Annotated in this window: 19 protein-coding genes, 1 other RNA gene and 1 CRISPR repeat array; of the genes, 7 read left to right on the top strand and 13 right to left on the bottom strand. The window is 46.8% G+C overall.

The genetic code is table 11. The features are described from left to right. Position 1: 1 nt before the first annotated feature. The 6 genes from B9T16_RS08395 to B9T16_RS08370 form a co-directional block, all read right to left on the bottom strand. Positions 2–805: a phosphoadenosine phosphosulfate reductase family protein gene (locus tag B9T16_RS08395; protein WP_006618802.1), complete on the bottom strand. Its 804-nt coding sequence runs from the start codon at positions 803–805 to the stop codon at positions 2–4. Continuing rightward, positions 786–4,292, bottom strand: coding sequence for a hypothetical protein (locus tag B9T16_RS08390; RefSeq protein ID WP_410244532.1), 3,507 nt, complete (start codon positions 4,290–4,292; stop codon positions 786–788). The genes B9T16_RS08395 and B9T16_RS08390 overlap by 20 nt, the downstream gene beginning before the upstream one ends. 4 nt (positions 4,293–4,296) lie before the next feature. Beyond that, the gene (locus B9T16_RS08385) at positions 4,297–5,223 is read right to left on the bottom strand and encodes a DUF4007 family protein (RefSeq protein ID WP_410244531.1); all 927 of its coding nucleotides are present in this window, start codon (positions 5,221–5,223) and stop codon (positions 4,297–4,299) included. A gap of 217 nt (positions 5,224–5,440) precedes the next feature. Further along, entirely contained in the window at positions 5,441–5,842 is a 402-nt protein-coding gene (locus tag B9T16_RS08380) for a type II toxin-antitoxin system tRNA(fMet)-specific endonuclease VapC (protein WP_315669765.1), read from the bottom strand. After that, on the bottom strand, positions 5,839–6,093 hold the full coding sequence (locus tag B9T16_RS08375) for a hypothetical protein (RefSeq protein ID WP_006618799.1): 255 nt from the start codon (positions 6,091–6,093) through the stop codon (positions 5,839–5,841). The genes B9T16_RS08380 and B9T16_RS08375 overlap by 4 nt, the downstream gene beginning before the upstream one ends. A 323-nt stretch (positions 6,094–6,416) precedes the next feature. Continuing rightward, positions 6,417–6,707, bottom strand: coding sequence for a DUF4007 family protein (locus B9T16_RS08370; protein ID WP_410244530.1), 291 nt, complete (start codon positions 6,705–6,707; stop codon positions 6,417–6,419). A 24-nt stretch (positions 6,708–6,731) separates the two neighbouring features. Here B9T16_RS08370 and B9T16_RS08365 point away from each other — a divergent pair, with 24 nt between their 5' ends. After that, positions 6,732–7,124 carry a Fur family transcriptional regulator gene (locus tag B9T16_RS08365; RefSeq protein ID WP_410244529.1) on the top strand — a complete coding sequence of 131 codons (393 nt, stop codon included), beginning with the start codon at positions 6,732–6,734 and terminating at the stop codon, positions 7,122–7,124. Between the two features lie 17 nt (positions 7,125–7,141). Here the strand turns inward: B9T16_RS08365 and aspS are convergent, their stop codons facing one another. Both aspS and B9T16_RS08355 read right to left on the bottom strand, forming a co-directional pair. Beyond that, complete coding sequence (gene aspS, locus B9T16_RS08360; RefSeq protein WP_006618796.1) at positions 7,142–8,935, bottom strand: aspartate--tRNA ligase; 1,794 nt, start codon at positions 8,933–8,935, stop codon at positions 7,142–7,144. Positions 8,936–9,022: 87 nt separating this feature from the next. Continuing rightward, positions 9,023–10,141: a hybrid sensor histidine kinase/response regulator gene (locus B9T16_RS08355; protein WP_410244528.1), complete on the bottom strand. Its 1,119-nt coding sequence runs from the start codon at positions 10,139–10,141 to the stop codon at positions 9,023–9,025. Positions 10,142–10,415: 274 nt separating this feature from the next. Here B9T16_RS08355 and B9T16_RS08350 point away from each other — a divergent pair, with 274 nt between their 5' ends. Together B9T16_RS08350 and B9T16_RS08345 are read left to right on the top strand one after the other, a co-directional pair. After that, entirely contained in the window at positions 10,416–11,126 is a 711-nt protein-coding gene (locus B9T16_RS08350) for a response regulator (protein WP_410244536.1), read from the top strand. 361 nt (positions 11,127–11,487) lie between these two features. Then, the gene (locus tag B9T16_RS08345; RefSeq protein ID WP_410244527.1) at positions 11,488–11,937 is read left to right on the top strand and encodes a response regulator; all 450 of its coding nucleotides are present in this window, start codon (positions 11,488–11,490) and stop codon (positions 11,935–11,937) included. On the opposite strand, the gene B9T16_RS08340 is transcribed toward B9T16_RS08345, so the two are convergent. Next, complete coding sequence (locus B9T16_RS08340) at positions 11,916–13,862, bottom strand: CHASE2 domain-containing protein (protein ID WP_410244526.1); 1,947 nt, start codon at positions 13,860–13,862, stop codon at positions 11,916–11,918. The two genes, B9T16_RS08345 and B9T16_RS08340, sit on opposite strands and share 22 nt — an antisense overlap. 112 nt (positions 13,863–13,974) lie before the next feature. Between B9T16_RS08340 and rnpB the strand changes: the two genes are divergently transcribed. Then, positions 13,975–14,356, top strand: an RNA gene (gene rnpB, locus B9T16_RS08335) — RNase P RNA component class A. Positions 14,357–14,405: 49 nt separating this feature from the next. Here rnpB and B9T16_RS08330 read toward each other — a convergent pair. Further along, positions 14,406–14,609, bottom strand: a complete 204-nt coding sequence (locus B9T16_RS08330) for a hypothetical protein (RefSeq protein ID WP_006616481.1) — start codon at positions 14,607–14,609, stop codon at positions 14,406–14,408. Positions 14,610–14,678: 69 nt separating this feature from the next. Between B9T16_RS08330 and B9T16_RS08325 the strand changes: the two genes are divergently transcribed. Next, positions 14,679–15,245 (top strand): 1,2-dihydroxy-3-keto-5-methylthiopentene dioxygenase, encoded by a 567-nt coding sequence (locus tag B9T16_RS08325; RefSeq protein ID WP_006616480.1) that lies wholly within the window; start codon positions 14,679–14,681, stop codon positions 15,243–15,245. A 61-nt stretch (positions 15,246–15,306) separates the two neighbouring features. Beyond that, entirely contained in the window at positions 15,307–16,677 is a 1,371-nt protein-coding gene (locus B9T16_RS08320; RefSeq protein ID WP_410244525.1) for a protein kinase domain-containing protein, read from the top strand. Here B9T16_RS08320 and B9T16_RS08315 read toward each other — a convergent pair whose 3' ends face one another. After that, the gene (locus tag B9T16_RS08315) at positions 16,678–17,424 is read right to left on the bottom strand and encodes a WecB/TagA/CpsF family glycosyltransferase (RefSeq protein ID WP_315669770.1); all 747 of its coding nucleotides are present in this window, start codon (positions 17,422–17,424) and stop codon (positions 16,678–16,680) included. A 28-nt stretch (positions 17,425–17,452) separates the two neighbouring features. On the opposite strand from B9T16_RS08315, the gene B9T16_RS08310 reads away from it, so the two are divergent. Beyond that, the gene (locus B9T16_RS08310; RefSeq protein ID WP_410244524.1) at positions 17,453–17,611 is read left to right on the top strand and encodes a hypothetical protein; all 159 of its coding nucleotides are present in this window, start codon (positions 17,453–17,455) and stop codon (positions 17,609–17,611) included. 44 nt (positions 17,612–17,655) lie between these two features. Further along, positions 17,656–19,894: direct repeats of the CRISPR family, unit length 37 nt; unit sequence GTTTCCGTCCCCTTGCGGGGAATTGGTAGGGTCTGAC. 375 nt (positions 19,895–20,269) lie between these two features. Here B9T16_RS08310 and B9T16_RS08305 read toward each other — a convergent pair. Together B9T16_RS08305 and B9T16_RS08300 are read right to left on the bottom strand one after the other, a co-directional pair. Then, entirely contained in the window at positions 20,270–21,013 is a 744-nt protein-coding gene (locus B9T16_RS08305) for a sirohydrochlorin chelatase (RefSeq protein ID WP_410244523.1), read from the bottom strand. Between the two features lie 17 nt (positions 21,014–21,030). Then, a complete protein-coding gene (locus B9T16_RS08300) occupies positions 21,031–21,240 on the bottom strand; it encodes a hypothetical protein (RefSeq protein ID WP_410244522.1) in 210 nt (69 codons plus the stop codon). Positions 21,241–21,771 lie beyond the last annotated feature (531 nt).

Here is a 21,771-nt window from a genome sequence, read left to right as displayed (position 1 = left end):
TTCACAAATGACACGCCAAACATGGTAAATCCTCATCTTCCTCATCTAAGACTGAAGAGAGGACATCAGCTAGAGGTCGATTTGGGACTGATTTGGTTATTTCCTTAGCCATTGCTTTCTCATGGTTGGCAATAATTTCCTCCTTGCGTTCGAGTAGTTCTAATAAGGTCTCCCCATCTGTCCAAGTGTAATGTCTGCCGTCACTATGATTTTGCTCGTAGTCAACCGCCTGGGCAAACAGATCGGGATGTTCCTCGGCGAGCTTCACCCATTCATATTTTCGCTGAAAAAAACAGAAAAAGCAACCAGAACGACTGCGCCACCGATAATAGTCGGGGAGCCCGATGCCGCTCTCTTCTAGCAAGCGGAGGATATCTGCTTTAACTAAACCCTTCTCCTTAAACGGATATACGGGGCGGATATTCGGCTTGGTGGAGATATAGCCATCCCGGTTTTCGTCGGCGCGGATGCCGATATAGCTTATGGTTTCGTCGTCCCCGACAAATTCCTCTAAGGGCTTAATTTTCATCATCACGGTACACCAGCGCTTTTGGGGAGAGGGAAGTAACCCGCCATGAATGTCGAGCCAATGGTCAAATCCTCGGTGAGCGCTGAGATAGTGAATTTTAATCCCTAAGCGGGCTTTGATGCGATCGAGATACTCGTAAGTTTCGGGCAACTCCTTATGGGTGTCGCAGAAGAAATACTCCATCTGCGGCACTTGTTTGTGCAGAAGGATAGCAAGGGCTGTGCTGTCCTTGCCGCCGGATAAACCGAGGATATGTCTAATTGGTTTGTTGCTCATGCTTCGTATTCTGACGGGTTTTCTGCATTTGAGCAAGATTCTCCTGGGATGTTGCTCCCAAAACTCTTTCGGTTAGTTTAGCAACAAAGGCTTGCTGAAGTTGAGGATTATCCCGCAAAAGGTGATTTTGTAAGGTGGCTTCAACCAATTTCTCTATTTGGTTCTCCGACTCATGTTCCACCCAGACCATGCGGTGAGTTTCTTCGCCGTCGGGACGGGTAACGGTAATCCGCCGCGCCTCGAATCCCTCCCCTTTGGCGGCGACTTCTTTTTGCAAGGCTTCCAGGTTCTTAAACCGCCGCGAGATGTCACTGAGTTTAATTTCAAATCTGGTCGCATCTTCATCAGTCCAGGATTCGGCGGGTTTGTCGGCGACTATCATCACCAGTGCTTCTAACCACTGGCGATCGCTTTTAGTTTCCTCCGCTGCCGCCCTTGCAAAACTCTTGAGGGTGCGCTCTAAACACTGACCGCTAATATAACTAGCGCGGACTCGCAAATCTTCCCGCAGGCGAGTTTCGGGACTTCTGATGCCAAAGGCTTCAAATAAGCGGGTTTGGCACTGGTCTAATAAGCAATCATAGGCGGTCTGAATCTCTCGCAAGGCTTCCACTAGCTTGGCGCGGAGAGTTTTGGCAATATTGGCATCAGAGTCTTCTCCGGTGGTAATTGCAGGCAACCCACAGGCTTGGGGTAAAGATGTAAAAACCAGTTCATCGGGTTCCTGGTCTCGCTGCAACGCCTGCAATACCCCCACTGCTTGGGCGCTGAGGCGCTGAGTTTGAGTGGTATAGGGGGGTAATGCCTTAGCGAACTGAAACAAGGGTTTAACGACCGTTAACAGGGTGGTATTACGAAGCCCTGGTTTATTGAGGGGTTTGCGTTTGCCCCAAATGTCCTCCAATTCTTTAAAGACTTGCGATCGCACTCCGAGGACTTCAAAGTATTTCACCGAAAAGCGATCGGGATACCTCACCAATATCTCGAAATGTTCCAATCCCAACACGGGGATAAAGGAGCCATCTTTATAAACCCCCACATCATCCACATGGTAAAACAACACCGCCGCCAACAACACCGGAATCGCTCCCTGTTTCATGCCGTAGGGAGGCGCTTGCAGGCGCTGATAAAGCAAATCAAGGGTCTGCTGCTGTTCTTTCGCTTCCAGACAAAAGGTTTCGATCGCCTCCCAAACCGTGAAAATTCCCGAATCTTCTGGCGGCGGGTAAAATCCCCACTGGTCATCCTCGCACCGATGAATTTTGGTTTCCGATAAAACCGAGTAATAGATACTCACTTCCGGGCCGTATCCTGTCAATTCTAACTGTGAGCGCGGTCCGTATTCCAACATTGCCGAAATCAACTCCAGTCTCGCCTTAGCGCCTTGGGAGGTGAGGTCGCGCCGATTGATTAGTTCATTCCACAAAGTGGGCGTTTGAGAATAAACCTGATCGCACACCCGCGAGAGTTGTGCGTTTAAATCGGTAACGTGGTTGAGAGTTTCTGGTCGTCCCAAAATCCAGCAGCGGTTGCGATTTTCTGCCAGGTCAAAAGCCTGACTTAGGGCATCATCAAATAACTCCTCAGCTTGCACTAAGCGGTAACGTACTTCTCGGCGCGCCACCCCATCGGTTTGTAATTCCGGGGCATTATTTTCAATGTGTCGCAATGCCGCCAATTCCCGCGCTTGTATCCGCAAGGTCTCCAATTTAGCGGCACAAACCACGATTAAAGGTTTGCCGTCGGTGGTCATTTTAGGCGGATTATTGGGCAATGCTTCCCCCACCCAATAAGCGATCGCACCGTCGGCATTTTCCAGGGTACAAGAAAGAGTCGAGAGATGTATAGGATTATCGAGATAGCGCCGTTCAAAATAGCGCAGCGTACCGGTAATATAACTGTGGCGTTGGGCAACTAGGGGTTCCAAAGGGCGAATTTCCGACAGAAGTTCGACTAGGGTAGTGCGATCGCTTGCCAAATAGTCAGCCACAGCGCTATCTACATTAAAATCAGACCCAGCCCAAATCCGCAATTCATCGACTTGTCGCCGATAGGTAACGATTCCTTTTTGCAGCAAATTATCAATTGTCTTTTCCCACTCTGGGGACTCGTCCACACGGTCACACATTGCCAAAGCTACAAGCGATCGCGTAGCTTTCAGTCCCCCCGTGGTGGTGACAATGTTTAAGATTCCGATGGTTTTAAGCACCCGTAAACTGTCAGCATCCAGGGTTTTGGAAACATCGTTAATTAAGCCCTGTACTTCTATCCATCGTTGCAGTTTGGGGCGGGAGGTGATACCCATTCCCACAGCTTCGATAAAATAGTCGTAAACGCGATCGAGTTTCAATGCCTGCAGTTTAGTATCATCCGCTGCCGTCTCTTCTAAATAGCGCCTGAAGGAATAGGGCTCGGCACTGGTGAGAAATGTAAATAAGGAGCGTTCATTTTGGGCGTATTGGGTGCATAATTCAGGTAATACTAACGCCGTCAATGGATGCAGGGGATAGGTTGCACCTACCACGTCCGTAGTGATGTCTGCCGTGAGTGTGTCAGGTAGTAAATCGAACCATTCTTTAGCCCAATTATTAACCCCCTCTAAATGGGTTCCGGCATTGGCAGAATCGATGGCTTTACCAATCAATCGCATCATTTGAGGGGCGGAATCTTTAAAGGGGATATCTTCAAATCTGCCTTGAATTTTTGCCCATTCGTTGCGCTGAACCGAACTTAATCTTTCCCCATAGTCAGCAAAGGCTTGGTGCAATAATCCAATTAGATAAATCTGAGAATCTGTCTCTCTAGGAAGTTCCGCTAATTGCTGCAACAAATATAAATCTTCGGCTCCCTGATTTTGGGCGACAAATTCTAGGTTTTTTCCCAATTCATCAATCAATATCAAGACAGGGGTTTGGGCAGCTTTGGCTACTTCGACAACCAACTTGATAATCTTTGATGTTTGGATAGATTTGCCGTTTTCAACATCAGTATATAAATCTACTATTTCCTTAGCTATTTGCGGTGTTTTAGCGGGTTTATTGTTCTGCCCAAAAAATTGGGAACCCTTATACATCGCCCTAACAATCGTATGGCTCAAAGGTTCCCGCTGGGCGGTTACAATAGCGCGAAAAAAACCTGCTTTGGGGATAGCCTTAGTTAATGATAAATACTCTGTACTTTCGCTGCCAAGGGTAGTTTCAATTAGTGCTAATGCTTCCTTGTGGGCGGTATTTTCGCGGTCAGCACAGGCGGAAATTAAGAATTGAGCAAAGGAAGATTTCCCGGTTCCATAGACTCCGGTTAAAGTCCAGGCGCGGTTAGCTTGGGGGGTGGTAAATCCGGTTAAAATTMGCCCCAGAGCATCTAGCGATCGCTCTGTCAGAACATATCCAGCTAAGGCTTCTACTTGGTCGAAATCTCGCTCGATATTGATAGACCGAGAATAGCGACGATTGAGGCTAAAATAATCTGATAAAAATTTAGGCATTTGATTAGCCAACTCTCCTTTTATTGTAATACATCCCCAGCAGATGATCCGCTAATTTTTGGGGATTTTCGTTAAAGGAAAACTGAATTAATCCGGCGGCTTCTGATAAAGCGATCGCATTCCATCCCCGCGCCACCTTTTCAATGGCATCACAGACCGCAGTTTCTGGCAACTTAAAAACCATCCCCGGACTACCGATATCATACAGTAGTCGGGAGAGGGCGATCGTGCGTTGTTCACGCCCCACAAAGTCCGCATATTCTAAACAAGCAGCCACTACAATTTCCGGGGGTAAATTGCGCTTCTGGTTAACTCTAAAGGTGTAATATTTAGAGTCGCCAGCCCTATGAATTAACCCTAATTCGGCAAAAGGACAATCAATCGAATCCTCACTAACTTGGTGATTTCGGCTTTGTTTAACGTACATCCTTAGCAGACAGCTAACATCTTTATTAATTGAAGAATCAGCCAGGGTTTTTTTAAGAGTTTTCCCATAGTCGGAGATAGCCACAAACAAATCATGTTGGGAAAATTCCACCCGCCGAAACTGATTAAATGTATAATGCCAAGCAGCAGCATCGCAGGGTTGTTTAAGCAAATTCCAGTGTAGCAACCACAGAGAAGCCGGATCCTCCAAAAACGGGTCCCAGCCGTCATCTCTTAAAATATTTTCACCGAATACCGTGGGGCGATCGCCTCCTAAAATCTTAAACGCTTGACACCAATAACGAATCGATCGCACCATATTTTTACCAACTCCCAGGCGCACCGGAGCATCTTCCGCCAAAAAAATACGATCATCTTTTTCGGCTTGATCAAACCCCTTTTTGAGCCAGCCAAACCGAGGGTGAAAGGTCTCGTGACGGGCAAAAACCGGATTCACGCTTGGGGGTGGATCGATGATATGACGATTGAGGCTGGTTTGAATCACGATGGTTTCCGGTGATGTCTGGTAAGCAAAACCCTTATTGTTACCCAGTCTGTGCCTGGGCGATCGGCCTGAGCAATAAAATTTTACATTCTTAACTCAGGGACTGGATCAGCTTGTGATGTCCATCGTCCATAGTACCGCGCTGGAGTAAAAAGTCAACCTACCAGCTATAGAGACCCTGCCATGGCTTCTCATCCTGACGGATAGCGCCTCAGATTTAGGCTTCCCAGTCTTCTAGGCGTAATCCTTCTACCCGTGCAAACTCCCGAACATTATGGGTTACTAAAATCAGATGATTCGCTAAAGCGATCGCTGCAATTTGGAGGTCATAGGGACCGATTGGCTTTCCTAAAGCGGCTAATTGAGCGCGAATCCTGCCATAAATACTCGCTGCTGCATCATCAAACGGTAAAGACACAAACTGACTTAAAAATACCTCCTGTAGCGCCAGTGTACGAGAGGGGTTTGAGCTTTTCATCGCTCCATAAAACAATTCTGCCTTGACCACCGAACAAACCGCCACATCCCTGGGAGATAACCGCTCTAAATGTTCCTGAATTCCAGAATTGCGACGATTTAGGTAGAGAATACAGACATTTGTATCCAGTAAATAAATCACTCGATTTCTTCCCTCACCTGATATTCCCCTGGGTCATATCTGACCAACGGTTCATCGGCTAAACAGCCTGCAGTTTGTTCAAAAAATCCCGGAGGCCAGCCTAATTCGTCTGGGGTTTGAGTGGCGGAAGGTGGAGAAGCGGATTGATAGATAACAGCTATCTCTAACTCTTGATTCGCTAAATCTTGAGGAACTTGTAAAATAACTTTTCCTTCCCCATCCGCCCGGATTTTGAGTTTGATAATTTCCATCGTATATTTTGCCTGTTCAATTGATAGATTTTGAACAAATTATAGCCAAGTTTTATGTGACATTTTGCACCAGGGGTACGCTGGAGGTTTGATCACCCGCCAGGTCTTCCCACTACTTAACCCTCAACGTGCGATCGCCTTCACGGAGGATTAAACGTCACTGAAGACAGTTTTTGCCATTGGTCAATCACAATCAACCGCATATCCCGGAGTCTTTCCCCACAGTGCATATCCCCCTGTTCACAGGTTCAAAAATCTAAGTTTTTTTATCTGTCTTCGACTAAAAATTGAGGGATAACCACGGTGTAATTTTGATGGGGTGATCAGGGGCGATCGCCTCCTAAAATCTTAAACGCTTGACACCAATAACGAAGCGATCGCACCATATTTTTACCAACTCCCAGGCGCACCGGAGCATCTTCCGCAAAAAAAATACCAGCATCTTTATTAGCCAGATCAAAACCTTTTTTTAGCCAGCCAAAGCGAGGATGAAACGTCTCGTGGCGGGCGAAAACCGGATTGGGGACTGGATACTTGAAGGGCTTTGAATCATAATAGTTGTAGACAGCGGTTGCTATTGTTATGATTAATGATAGCCTATAGATAAGCGCCAAATTGAGCAATGGTAATGGGAAGTGATGAAAACTCGTCGGACTCGTAGTCAAGAACGAATTTTGAGCAAACTTAAAACCCTGAGACGATCGCTTTCGGCTCAGGATCTGTATATGGAAATGCGTAAAAATGACCAGGCTATGGGACTAGCCACAATTTACCGTTCCCTTGATGCACTGAAAAAGGAGGGTTTGGTTCATGTGCGGCTATTAGGGACCGGGGAATCTGTTTATAGTCTGGTACAGGAGGATGAACACTATCTCACCTGTGTTGAGTGTGGTTACTCAATTGTGATTGATGAGTGTCCAGTGCATCATTTAGAAGCCACCTTACAACAATCCCACAATTTTAAGATTTACTATCATACCCTGGAATTTTTTGGCTTATGCGATCGCTGTGCTAACAACAGCCAATCGTGATTATCTCCACCACCAAATCACTCAGATTTTTTAGGCTTATAGGTAGAAGCTACCTGTAACTCTTTTAACTGCTTTTGATCAACCCCAGAGGGTGCATTAGTAAGCAAACAACGGGCTTGTTGTGTCTTAGGAAATGCAATTACATCTCGGATCGAATCTTCCCCAGCTAATAGCATCACTAAGCGGTCTAAACCGTAAGCGATACCGCCGTGGGGGGGTGTTCCATATTCAAAGGCTTCTAATAAAAAGCCAAATTTGTTGTAGGCTTCCTCCGTAGATAAACCGATCGCATCAAAAACCTTCTCTTGAATTTCCCGCTGATAAATCCTCAGACTACCGCCACCAATTTCCGTACCATTTAGCACCAAATCGTAAGCCTGAGCCCTAGCCGTTTTCAAATCATTAATATCATCAGGATGGGGAGAAGTAAAGGGGTGGTGAATAGCTTCGAGGCGTTTTTCATCCTGGTTCCACTCAAACATAGGAAAATCCGTCACCCAGAGCAGATTAATTTGTTCAGGGTCAATCAATCCCAACCTTTGACCAATCACCAATCGCAGTCTATCCAAGGTTTTATTAACCGTGGCTACATCCCCCGCACCAAACAGTAATAAATCCCCCGCTTTCGCATTCGTGCGCCGGAGAATTTCCGCTTTTTGTTCATCACTCAGGTTATCTTTAATAGCGCCGATAGTATCAATTTGTCCATCGGCTTTCACCCTAATATAAGCCAATCCTTTCGCCCCGGCTTCCGTGGCTTCTTTAAACAAATCCCCACCGGGTTTAATTTGCACATTAGAAATCAAATCATTTCCCCCAGGAATCGGCAGGATTTTCACAATTCCCCCCGATTTTATCGCCGCTGAAAACACTTTAAAACCGGAATCTTTCAGCAGGTCAGAAACATCAGCAAGTTCTAAGCCAAAGCGGGTATCGGGTTTATCACTCCCATAGCGTTCCATCGCGTCCTTATAGGTCATGCGCGGAAAGGGGCGGGGTAAATCAATACCTTTTACAGTTTTAAAAATATGACAAACCAGGTTCTCATTTAAGGTGAGAATTTCCTCCTGAGACATGAAACTCATCTCCATGTCTAACTGAGTAAATTCCGGTTGTCGGTCAGCCCGTAGATCTTCATCGCGGAAACAGCGGGCGATCTGATAATAGCGATCGAACCCGGAGACCATCAACATTTGTTTAAACAATTGGGGAGACTGAGGAAGGGCGAACCACTCCCCGGGGTTAACCCGACTGGGAACTAAATAATCCCGTGCGCCTTCGGGAGTCGATCGCGTCAAAATTGGGGTTTCCACCTCAATAAAATGTTCTTGATCTTCCAGGAAGCGCCGCATAGCCTTAATCACCTCATGGCGCAATTGTAGGTTACGGGTCATGCGTTCCCGTCGCAGGTCCAAATATCTATATTTGAGGCGTAATTCTTCGCGGACTGATTCATTATCATTACTCCCGACCTGGAATGGTAGAGGCTTTCCTAGTCCGTTGAGGACTTCGATTTCATCAGCATATACTTCTATATCGCCCCCTGGTATTTTGGGGTTGATGGACTCATCAGGACGGTGTGAAACTCGACCAGTAATCCGTAAAACATATTCATTACGGACAGAAGTAGAAAGCCCGTAGGAATTAGGGGTGCGTTCAGGATCGCTGATAATTTGTACCAGACCACTGCGATCGCGCAGATCCAGAAATACCACCCCCCCATGATCGCGATAGCGATCGACCCAGCCGCAGAGGGTGACTGTTTCTCCAATATTAACACTTCTTAGGTGTCCGCAGTAGTAGGTTCTCATGGTTATCGCGGGTAGGTTCTCAATTGAAAATTTTAGTCTCGCAGTGTACCAGTATACGAGATTATGTTGAAAACTCGCACTAATTTTTTAGGCCAACTTTTGGGGTAATTTCACCGTAAAACAGCTACCCTGACCCTTTTGGGATGTGACATCAATAATACCATGATGGGCGGCGACAATTCGGGAGACCAAATGCAGTCCTAAGCCACTTCCCGATCGCTTATGGTTTCCTTGACGAAAGCGATCGAAAATAATGGCGCGATCGGGGTCCGACATTCCCTCTCCGGTATCCTCAACTTGTAGAATTATCTCAGGTGTGCCATTAGTGGGGTTGGCTGCTACCTGTAGCCGGACGGTAATTTTCCCCAGGTCAGTGAATTTAATGGCATTTCCCAGCAAATTCATCACCACCCGGCGCAATTCTAAGGGGTCGCCAACCATTGATAGATCCGGTTGGATCTCGTCTATATGGATAATTAAGCCTTTTTCCATAGCCAGGGGGGTCAATTCTTCGACTACCTCTTTGACTAATGCACTCAAGTCTAGGCTGGAGAAGGCAATAGTTTTGCGATCGGCTTCATAGCGATATACTTCCAGTAGGGTATTGACCATCTGTAGGAGGTTTTGGTTACTGCTAATCATGGTAGCGATCGCCTCCGACATAGTTGGGGTCACTTGTCCCAATGCGCCCTGCTGGAATAGTTTTAACATCCGATCTGCCGCCACCAGGGGAGTCCGTAGGTCGTGGGTGAGGCGAGAGACAAAATCTTCTCGTTGGCGTGCCATTTGCACCTGTTCATCTATACTCTCTTTAAGTCGGAGTAGCGATCGCACCCTGGCTAGGAGTTCGTCAATTTCTACCGGTTTACGGATAAAATCATCAGCCCCCGCGTCCAGTCCTTCCACTACACTAGATTGATCATGGGCTGTAATCAATAAAATCGGGATAAATGGGAGGTTAGGGTTATTGCGGATACGTCGAGTTACTTCGTAGCCATCAATTCCCGGCATCATCACATCCAATAATACCAGTTGGGGCGGCTTCTCTAATATCGTTTTTAGGGCTGACTCTCCGTCCGGTTGACAATAGACCGTGTATCCCTCGTCGGCTAACATGGCTTCAATCAGAAATAGATTCTCTGGGGAGTCATCAACCGCTAAAATATGTGGGCGGGAGTATGTTGAGGGTATAGCAGAAGAATACATAGTTATTGTATTTGGTCAGAAATTATCCAAATGGCTAAAGTTTTCTACACTATAGAGCGCGTTTAGACCACTTTAACAGTTAATGGCTCCGGTCTGATTCAGATACTCTTGCCTGGAATCGGAGATTATCTCTATGTCCGATTAAAGGTGGTACAATCATTGTTTCTGGGCTGACAATAACTCAGGGTCAGCGTCGCACCAGTCACAAAATGGCAGATTTTAAGTTGTCTAGGATTGAAATACTGGTATTTGAGAATTTTCTGGAGGGTAAATGATGAAAACTATTCGGGTGGTTTTAATTGAAGATCATGATTTAACTCGTGTGGGTTTAAAAACCGCCCTACAACAGAGTGAACAGGTGGAGGTGGTCGGGGAAGCCGCCACCGGTCGCCAGGGTTTGGAAGTGTTGAAATTGACTCGACCTGATGTGGCAATTATTGATATTGGTTTACCTGATATTGATGGGATTGAATTAACTCAAACTTTTAAGGAATATCTCCGTAGCAAAGGGGGACCAAATACTAAGGTTTTGATTTTGACTATGCACGATAATAAAGATGCTGTGATGGGCGCTTTTTCGGCGGGGGCAGATTCTTATAGTGTTAAAGATGTGAGTATCGATCGCTTAATGGAAGCCATCCAAGTCACCAGTGAAGGTAATTCCTGGATTGACCCGGTTATTGCTCGCACGGTTTTACAACAGGCTCAAAATCTACCCGGGGAAAATACCAACGCGGCTACTGTTACTATAAATGCTGTTGAACCAGAATATAAAGAATTTTTATCTACTTGTCCCTTAACTGAGCGGGAATTGGAGGTTTTAGAATTGATTGTCGGCGGACGCAGTAACGCCGAAATTGCCGAAAAGTTATATATTACTGTGGGTACAGTTAAGACTCATGTTCGCAGTATTTTAAATAAGTTATGTGCTGACGATCGCACTCAGGCTGCGGTGAGAGCTTTACGCTCCGGGTGGATTGAATAATTGCATTAATTACTATTCCCCCAGACTGACTTTCTGTGATGGTCTCTTCCCTGAGAACATGGGTTTTAGCCTGTTGACAATATCGGTGGATTTATGTTAATCAGCCGATTCGCCGATAAGTTAACATCAAATCTTGACATAGGTATTTTATACTTCCCTAGATAGAGGTTAGACAGATTATAAGTTCTTAGTATAGGATGGGTAACTGAGAAAGCTACCCTCAAAATCATTGCCATCTCTATGATACTACTAACCCAGATATCAGGATTAACTCTGTTATCAAAGTTGAGAGTTTTCGCCCTAGCCTCCTAGGGGGTATAGTTGGGAAAATCAGGCTTGATATTGTCAACAGTAAATTATTATGATTAACATGAACAGTTACGAGAGTGTAATCCCACCCAATTCGGCTAATATTCTGATAGTAGATGACTCTATGGATGGCAGATTATTAGTAGAAATTCTGCTGCAAGATGCCGGATATAACGTGCAAACAGCCGAAAGTGGTCAGGTGGCATTGCAGATGGTTGAGTCATCAACACCCGACTTAATTATTTTGGATTTAATGATGCCAAAAATGAGCGGTTATGATGTGATAAAAATTTTGAGGTGCCGACAAGGCCTCCCATTTATCCCCGTCTTAATTATGACGGCTTGTGGCTATTTAGAAGACCGGGAAGAGGCTCATATCGATGTGGATGGCATCATTTATAAACCGATTGATTTGGAGGTATTATTGTCTCAAGTGGAGGGTTTGCTAAAGAAGACAAAAAAGCCTAGACTGAATCAATACTATTTGGGGTGTTCTGCTTGAGGTGGAGATTGCCAGCCGACAATCCGATAAACATCAATAAGTTGCTGTTTTCCCTTGAGAGGAATAAACCCCCAAGATTCCAGATCAAAAACATCGGGAAGATAGACTAAGGTTTGATAAGCAGTGAGGATGCGACATGGTTCAGACTGTCTATCTTTCTCGCAACTTTCGAGGCGAGAAGCAATATTAACAGAATCTCCCAATAAACCATATTCTAGTCGATCGCGACTGCCTAAACTGCCAGCAACTAAGGGTCCGGTAAAAATCCCAACTCTCATTTCAATAAGGGGTAGATTTTGGGATTGCCAAAGTTTATTTAACTCGATGAGGCGATCGCGCATTTCCAAAGCACAAGCCACGGCTGCATAGGCATCTTGAGCGATTTCAGCGTCGGTAGTGCGGGCGATAGGAACACCAAAGGCAGCCATAATCCCATCCCCCATAAACTTGTTAATAATGCCTCGATGACTATGAACACATTGGGTTAAGGTAGCCAGATACTGATTGAGCCATTCGATTAGCTGTTCTGGGGGTATTTGCTCGGAAATAGTGCTGAAATTGCGGATATCAGTAAATAGCATAGTAGCCACGAGTTTTTCTCCGGGTAACTTCCCGTTAGTCATCAGGCGATCGCGACTATTCCATAAAGCCTTGGCGATTTCTGGGGAGGCATTTTGTCCGAGTAATCCCATCACCACCTGTTGCTGTCGCTGGGCACGAAATCCCAGATAAATAATCACAATCACAGAGGTAAATAGGAGAGTCAGGCTAGGCGCAATCATGGGAACCCAGACACTGTTTAAAAATAGGTAAAATCCCCCCACCCACAAAATTCCTAACATGATTGGGGGGCAAAATATCCACACGAGGGGATGACGCACCACGACCACCACCATGACACCTGCTACCCCCCAAACTATAGCCCAGATTAATTCTGTCCACTGTGGCCAAAACACAAATAAAGAACGTTCCCCCGCCACTGCATCCAAAAGTTGGCTAACCATTTGGGCGTGAATTAACACTCCTGGCATTTTGGGGGAAATTCGGCGGCTGGGACTATAGGGAGTTAGAAATAGATCTTTTCCACTGGGGGCGATCGTTCCGATTAAGACGATTTTATCCTCTACCCAAGAGGGGGGGATGTTACCATAGATGACTTGGCTAACACTGACAACCCTGGCGACGGCTTTACGGGAGCGGTAATCGAGGAGAATTTGATATCCTTGGTCATCAATGGTCTGATATCCGCCGCTGGTGTGGTGAAGGGGTAAAAATTCCGCGCGACCCCAACGAATACCATCAGGGTGAAGGGGGCTATTGGTGGGGTTAATGCCCTGTTTTTGCCAATATCTGAGGGCGAGTTGCATGGAAAATGAGTAGAAGGTTTCGTCTTCAATGGTGGCTAACATTAAATTGCGGCGCACAACTCCATCAGGGTCTAGTAACAAATCATTGAATCCGACGCGATTGGGGGGGACTGTGGGAGGGGCGGGGGTTCCCTGAATGTCTGAGTCTCCCAGGGCTTTGATGGTGATAATTTTGGGGTTGTCAAGCTGTTGGATTAATGATTGATGTCCGGGTTCATAGGGAATGTCGCGATAGATATCTAAACCGATCGCTTGAGGTTGTAGCTGGGAGAGGCGATCTAAAAGTTGGGCGATGACTTCATCAGATAAAGGCCAGCGATTGAAGGCGAGTATGTCTTCCTCGGTGATACCCACTATCAATAATCGCGGATCTGGTTCTAAATCGTCGCGTAGTCGCACCATCACATCAAAGGCTATCAATTCCAGGGTTTGGAGTCCTCCTAGCTGTTTCAGCAGCAAAATTCCCAGGATGATGCTTGCATTGGCGATCGCACAGGCGATAATTTCTTTGAGATCAGCGCCTTTGTTTTTGAAAACTTCCAACCACTTCCGACTCACAGTTAATCCCCACTTGGTGCAGCCATTCCCATTATTATTCTTACCGATCAGCTAAAGACTGGGGGAAATTGAGGCGGGGCGTGCGGATATTTGTTATAATTTGGTGTGGGTAAGAGTCAGCGATGGCGGTTGCGGATTCATTGGTTTGAATCTGAGGAAAGTCCGGGCTCCCGAAAGACTAGACTTGCTGGGTAACTCCCAGTGCGAGCGATCGTGAGGATAGTGCCACAGAAACATACCGCCAAAGGGGCTATTTAGCTCACTGGTAAGGGTGCAAAGGTGCGGTAAGAGCGCACCAGCGATATCGTGAGGTATCGGCTCGGTAAACCCCGGTTGGGAGCAAGGTCGCAGGGATGACGGTTGGTCTTTTACCGATCCCGTTTATGGTGTACCGCTAGAGGTATCTGGTAACAGATATCCCAGATAGATAACTGCTATCTTGATTGCTATTTGCAGTTGAGACAACAGAACCCGGCTTATGTCTGGCTCTTGCCTTTTTCCTCACCCCACAAAAAAAAGGGGTTTCTGGGCGGTGGGGAAGTGTTAATCATCGGGAAATTGCCAACAGGATATCCTTTCGATTTTTGTGCTTCCACAACTAGGGCAGTTTTCATCCCAGGCTGAACCTACCCACTCGGCTTCACAGTCTCGACAATGACAGAAAACGTTATTTATATCAGCCTGGCGAATTTGCGATCGCCAAGTTTCTAACAGGTCCTGATGGTTGGTTGATGTATCTTCAGACATAAGTGATGATTTCTGGGTTGGGCTATGTGAATATGGTATAATAAGAGGCGCTGATTATCAATAGTAACTATGGCAATCTTACATCTGGAAAATGGCACGAGTTATTCTAACCTAGAAGATATTAGCCGAGAACTTTCTGCTTTGAATGTTAACTTAAATAAATGGCCGGTGGGAGATAACCCAGAAATTCGCGGCTTGTTAAGTGAGGCGGCTTTGGATGATCACCAAAAAGAACAGGTGTTAGAATCTCTCGATGGGTATTTTCAACAACTCCAGGAAACGGCTGGTTATCAGTCGAGGGATTTAATCGTTTTACATCCCGATATCCCTAACTTAGACAGCCTACTGGCTAAGTTTGAGCAGTGCCACACCCATGCTGATGATGAGGTGCGCTATATTATTGATGGGGAGGGTGTGTTTGGTTTTGTGGGTGTTGATGGTGGTCAAATGGAGTTGGTGATTGAAGCTGAAGAATATATTAATGTTCCAGCGGGGACAGAACACTGGTTTCACCTAACGGATACTAAGAGAATTAAAGCGGTGCGCTATTTTAGCAATATGTCGGGATGGACTCCAGAATATACTAACACGAAAATTCGGATTTCCCCGGCTAATTCGGCGGTGGTTTTTGGTTGATGGCGCGATCGCACTGGGTCGGGTAAAATAAGGCTAGGGGGTTGTCGATGAGGGAGGGTCAATGAGTCAATGTCTAAATCCTGACTGTCTGGCTAATAACCCACCTGATAGCAAGTTTTGTCAGCGATGTGGTGCTAAACTGTTATTAAAAGAACGCTATAGGGCGATCGCTATTATCGGTCAGGGAGGGTTTGGTCGCACTTTTAAAGCCATTGATGAGGACAAACCCTCGAAGCCTATTTGTGTGATTAAACAGTTTTTTCCCCAAGGGGTGGGGACTCAGGGAGTTGTGAAAGCTAAACAACTGTTTGAACTGGAAGCGGTGCGTTTAGATGACTTGGGACATCATCCCCAAATCCCGGAACTTTATGCTTATTTTACCCAGGATAATCGCCAATATTTAGTGCAGGAATATATCCCCGGTAAAACCCTGCTAAATGAGTTAACAACCCAGGGAAAATTTAGCCAGCAACAGGTGATTAATCTCCTGGGTAGTTTGTTACCTCTGTTGGATTTTATCCATGGAAAGCAGGTAATTCACCGGGATATTAAACCGGATAATATCATCAGAAGACATCCCGATCATCAACTGATTTTAGTGGATTTTGGGGCGGCAAAATTTGCGACAGCGAAGGCTTTAACGAGTCCGGGGACTAGCATAGGTTCATCGGGATATGCGGCACCGGAACAAACCTTGGGACAGGCTAACTTTAGCAGTGATATTTATAGCTTGGGTGTGACCTGTCTTTATTTGTTAACGCAGGTGCAACCTTGGCAATTATATAATGTTCATGATGGGGAATGGAATTGGCGCAAATATTTAGGCGATCGCCTAAATTCTCGGTTAGCGGATCTGCTAGATAAAATGGTGATGACCAGCAGCAATAAACGCTACCAATGCGCCCAAGAAGTGCGGGAAGATATGAAGTCATGGCTATCACCATCTACGGACTATAGCTTCCTGGAAAAGCTGCTCAAAAGTGGCAGATGGAGGGATGCCGACCGGGAAACCACCACCTTAATTTTAGCAGTAGCAAATCGGGAAAGTCAAGGTTCTTTGGATATCGAGAGTTTGGGAAAGTTACCCTGTGATATATTCCGCACCATTGATCAGCTTTGGTGTCAATATAGTAATGGTCGGTTTGGGTTTAGTGTCCAGTATCGAATTTGGAAGGAAATCGGGGGTTCTACCAATGCGGATATAGAGACTTATAACCTGTTTGGGGAAAGGGTGGGATGGCGGCGACCGAATGACTGGTTATGGTACAATAACCTAGTGTTTGAAATAGACAAAGCCCCCCCCGGTCATCTCCCGTCGGGGAGGGTGGGGGATATTGCGATCGCCAGTAGATTAATGGGGAAATTGGGAGGGTTTGGATTAGCGAGAATTTTGGCAATTATGGCTAAATTAGAGGAGTGTGGAATCGGCTAATTAAGACTTGATTAAAGCCTTCCAAGCAAAATGGGGTAAAGCCAACATCCGCCGCCAGCGCCAAGGTTCCTGATACAAACGATAAAGCCATTCTAAATGATGTTCACAAAACCAAGCGGGGGCTCGTTGTTTTTCTCCGGCCCAAATATCAAAACTGCCACCGACTCCAATCCACACCGCATCAGGACATAAATGGCGATGTTTAGCAATCCAAAACTCTTGACGGGGAACGCCTAAACCGACTAGAATTAATTGAGGTTGTAGTTCCTGGAGACTGGCAAGCATTTCCTGTTCTTCGGAGTCGGACAGGTAGCCGTGATAGGAGGCGATCGCCAAGCCTTTAATGTGGCGCTGAAAATTGTCTGCTGCTTTTTGAGCAATACCAGGTTTTCCACCATAGAAAAACACTAATCCAGAGGGTCTTAGCTGGTTGACCTGATTAAGGAGGGTTTCGGCTAATTCAATTCCCGGACAACGGCGGATAGGGTGTCCTTTGAATTTCAAATAAAGCACGACACCCGCGCCGTCAGGAATGACTAGGTCGGCGCTTCGGATTAACTGGGCTAGGGGTTGATTGGATTCGGCGGCGATCGCCATTTCAGCATTGAGGGTAATGACATTAGTTCCCAAACCCTGACTCAGCCGCCATGACAGCCACTGGCTATAATTATCAGCCAAATGGACTGGTAATCCTAAAACGGGAAAGGTTGGCAAATGTGTTTCTGGTGTCGATGGACCTGGTTTCATTGAGTCAATTAGCAAAAATCCCTTGCAGATGATTATACCCTGGCGATCGCTCTCAAAATTAACTAATTTCTGGGGTTTCGCTCTGCTGGGGGGAGTTGCTGGCTGTGAAAATGCGATCGCTCTGGTTGGGGGAGTTGCTGGCTGTGAAAATGCGATCGCCCTGCTGGGGGGAGTTGCTGGGGTCTGACGGTCGCTTTCACCACAAGCGACGAGGTGTCCTTGTGGAGTTAAGTTTCCATCCCCTTGCGGGGAATTGGTAGGGTCTGACGGCTATCTTAGGGCAAAATCAAGTTGAGAATAACCTGATAAGTTTCCGTCCCCTTGCGGGGAATTGGTAGGGTCTGACTGTAATGGTAGCGCGTTCTATGAGAATGTTTAGAAATACAGGTAGTGTTTCCGTCCCCTTGCGGGGAATTGGTAGGGTCTGACTTGAAAAGCACATAGCCAACAATGATATAGATACACCATTGTTTCCGTCCCCTTGCGGGGAATTGGTAGGGTCTGACACAATGGTCACGCCATATTTAGCAGCCAAACCCGAACGTTTCCGTCCCCTTGCGGGGAATTGGTAGGGTCTGACCGCGGGTTTCTGGTTGCTGCTGCGCTAGAGCGCGCCGAAGCCGAAAGTTTCCGTCCCCTTGCGGGGAATTGGTAGGGTCTGACGAATGAAAAGCCAAAGCCAGAGAAACTGTTAACATTATGCGTTTCCGTCCCCTTGCGGGGAATTGGTAGGGTCTGACGATGGCGAAGTCCTCGTTCTCGAAGTTTTTAGGCCCGTGTTTCCGTCCCCTTGCGGGGAATTGGTAGGGTCTGACAGTGGGATGACGTCATCCTGATCGACAAACAAGGACACCCTGTTTCCGTCCCCTTGCGGGGAATTGGTAGGGTCTGACCCGAGGGAATTGGGAAGGCGGTGATCGAGGCCCGCTTGAAAAGTTTCCGTCCCCTTGCGGGGAATTGGTAGGGTCTGACGCGCGCTACATCGCAAAAGTCTGGAACCCTAACCATTATCGGGAAGTTTCCGTCCCCTTGCGGGGAATTGGTAGGGTCTGACGTTAATACTGCTTGAGTGATTGTGTCACTCTTTGTATTTAGTTTCCGTCCCCTTGCGGGGAATTGGTAGGGTCTGACCTGGAGGCCAAAGTGCGGACCGGAAAGAATGCAAAAGATGTGTTTCCGTCCCCTTGCGGGGAATTGGTAGGGTCTGACTTAAAGTCTTGTTCAGGACTAGAAGACTCACTTTCCCTGTTGTTTCCGTCCCCTTGCGGGGAATTGGTAGGGTCTGACTCCCGAGAAAGCTGCAGCACTCCAGGCGCTCATTACCGTCCTCACCTGTTTCCGTCCCCTTGCGGGGAATTGGTAGGGTCTGACAAACAAAAATAAATAGTAGAAAAGATGATCTATTTATATTGTTTCCGTCCCCTTGCGGGGAATTGGTAGGGTCTGACTGGTCCCCCACTTTAGTCAAAACTATCCGTTGTATGAACGTTTCCGTCCCCTTGCGGGGAATTGGTAGGGTCTGACACTTCTATCATGCCTCCCCCAAGCAGTTTAAGTCTGGGGATGTTTCCGTCCCCTTGCGGGGAATTGGTAGGGTCTGACACGCGGAAACAAACCTTAAACTTTGGGATTTCGAGCAGGGTTTCCGTCCCCTTGCGGGGAATTGGTAGGGTCTGACATGCGTGGTTTTTGTTCTGGTTGGCGACAGCGGGGACATCCGCATCAAAGTTTCCGTCCCCTTGCGGGGAATTGGTAGGGTCTGACCCAAAAAGATTCGATTACACCTTGCTGAAAAACAACAAGAGTTTCCGTCCCCTTGCGGGGAATTGGTAGGGTCTGACTCGGAGAATCCTCTAGCGAGTACTCCATCGGAGAATCCTCTAGTTTCCGTCCCCTTGCGGGGAATTGGTAGGGTCTGACAATACTAAGAAATAAAGGGACCGAACAAATATTCATTAAGTTTCCGTCCCCTTGCGGGGAATTGGTAGGGTCTGACTGTACCACATAAATTACGGCGACGGCCGTGTCGTGGCAGGTCGTTTCCGTCCCCTTGCGGGGAATTGGTAGGGTCTGACGGAATCTCCCTCCTGGTCGTGGAGGTCATGATCGCCGTATCAAGTTTCCGTCCCCTTGCGGGGAATTGGTAGGGTCTGACTATTGATCCCCCACTTTATTCCGAACTATTATGAGTATGAACCTCAGTTTCCGTCCCCTTGCGGGGAATTGGTAGGGTCTGACTCCCTGGATGTCGCGGGCATCCTGTGGGCGTCGAAGGGAGTTTCCGTCCCCTTGCGGGGAATTGGTAGGGTCTGACTGCAGATAATGCGGCCAAAGATCCAGAGAGTCCAAGATGGGTTTCCGTCCCCTTGCGGGGAATTGGTAGGGTCTGACAGCTTACCGCATTCAACATCTTCGCGGAGATTGAAATTGCCAGTTTCCGTCCCCTTGCGGGGAATTGGTAGGGTCTGACCCTATGCCTTTGGAAACGTTGCAGTATGGGGTTTTCAAGGTGCGTTTGCGCGAGCATACCTAGAAGGTGCTTAACAAAACTTTACAGGCTGTTTTTGTCGAAGCAAATTCCTTTGTTTTCACTGAAATTAATAGTATCAGAGAGAGCGCCAGAGTGTCAACCCCCAAAAACAAAAACTTTTCTGTTGTTGGCTCCAGTTTACTTGAACGATCGCCAAATTAAAACTCGCGCGAGGTTATGAGAATCTGTAACATTACTTTACACAAGCCGAAACACTTACCCCGAAACCAACAGAGATATTGGGGAGGGTCGATCGCCTCAAAAAACCCCAATAATTATGAGAATCACCCCCCACCCGAGCAGGGGGAAGATATCTTAGAGGTAAGATTTCGCCCAAGTACAAATCAAATCCCCCAGGTGTGTGCTGTGGTCTAGGGGAGGCGTGAGGTGTAGTTGGCTATGGGGGAACCTGTCGCCAAGATTGGCCACCACATCCGCGATCGCATCAGTAGTGCGACCCGAAAACAGAAAATAAGGTAAAATCCCAATCCTGTCATATCCAGCTTCCAGCAACTCCTCAACCCGTGACTCCACATGGGGAGGAACAGACCAATAAGCCACAGCAGCCTTGATTTTATCAGCTATATCAGCGATCGCCTCATTTCCACCCGCGCGGCGACTCCCATGGGAAAGCAGAACCCAAGCATCAACATAGTAACCCCTCTTGAGACCCTCCAGTAGTCGCGCCAACTGGTTAACCTCCCTTCCCAGATAAGGTTGGAGTTCAAGCTGTATCTCCCTTCCCAGGAATTTTTGCGCCAATTCCACCTCCGTGGGGATATCTTCGCGCACATGAACCCCAGGTAACAGAAACAGCGGCAGAATTTGGACTCGATTAATCCCTAAACTCAGGCTATACTTAGCGAATTGTTGAATTTGTACAGATAGGGGAGTCGGACCTAACTCCAACACCGCACTCCCCACCAAAGAATCAGTTAAACCATTCCAACCCTTTTCAACCTTCAGGCGATCGCTTAACTGTTGTGCTAACCTATTTACAACCAATTGAGGGCGGCGATCGCGGCTACCGTGGGACACAAGCAAAACAGTGGATAACACGGGCTACTAATTAAACTTCAGTCAATTAGTTTAACCCATCCCCGGCGCACATTGTAGAGTAAGCGGTTAATAATCGCTTGTTCATCCTCGCTAATAGTTTCCTTTAGCAGCGTGGCTTTTAACCTTTGGCGGTCTTCAGTCGTCACCACACTGGAAAACATCACTTGACCAAACATTTCCTCAAGGGAACCATTAGAATTGGTCATGCTGTTATAGTAGCTGCTCATCTCCCTAACCTCAATGCTCCACTATATATATATCTTCCCTCAAGTGGCTGATTTTTTCTGTGATTATACAGACGACTACATATGAGTTGGATCACCTGAACAGGTGATCCCCATCGCTCTTAGTTGTGATTTGCATCAACCGTGCTGGGGGATACCCTCTATTATACCCCACAATTCATTTAAGTTTAACCGAGGCAATAATCCCCCCAAAAAGGCGATCGCTTTGTGATATAAATAGAAGCGGTTTCTACGGGAATATATATTAATTATGCACCTTGAACGAGCCAGCGGTATCTTATTACTGTGAAGTTCCCCTAGAAACCATTGATGGTATGTGTAGAATCAGTTAACTGGGCATAAATCTTGCCACAAATTCCTGATATTCTGGGGTAGCTATTCCTTCCTGTAACTTAGCTAAAAMCTGTGCCATATTACCTGATAATAGCGCATTGACGTCTAACCATAAGCGATCGGTTTAGATATCTATCGCGACATTCCCTATGAACCCGGACATCAATCATTAATCCAACA

This window comes from Arthrospira sp. PCC 8006, assembly GCF_046480465.1.
Classification (GTDB): Bacteria; Cyanobacteriota; Cyanobacteriia; order Cyanobacteriales; family Microcoleaceae; genus Limnospira; species Limnospira platensis.
Note: the sequence above shows the minus strand (reverse complement) of the source record. Positions and strands in the feature narration are given on the sequence as shown.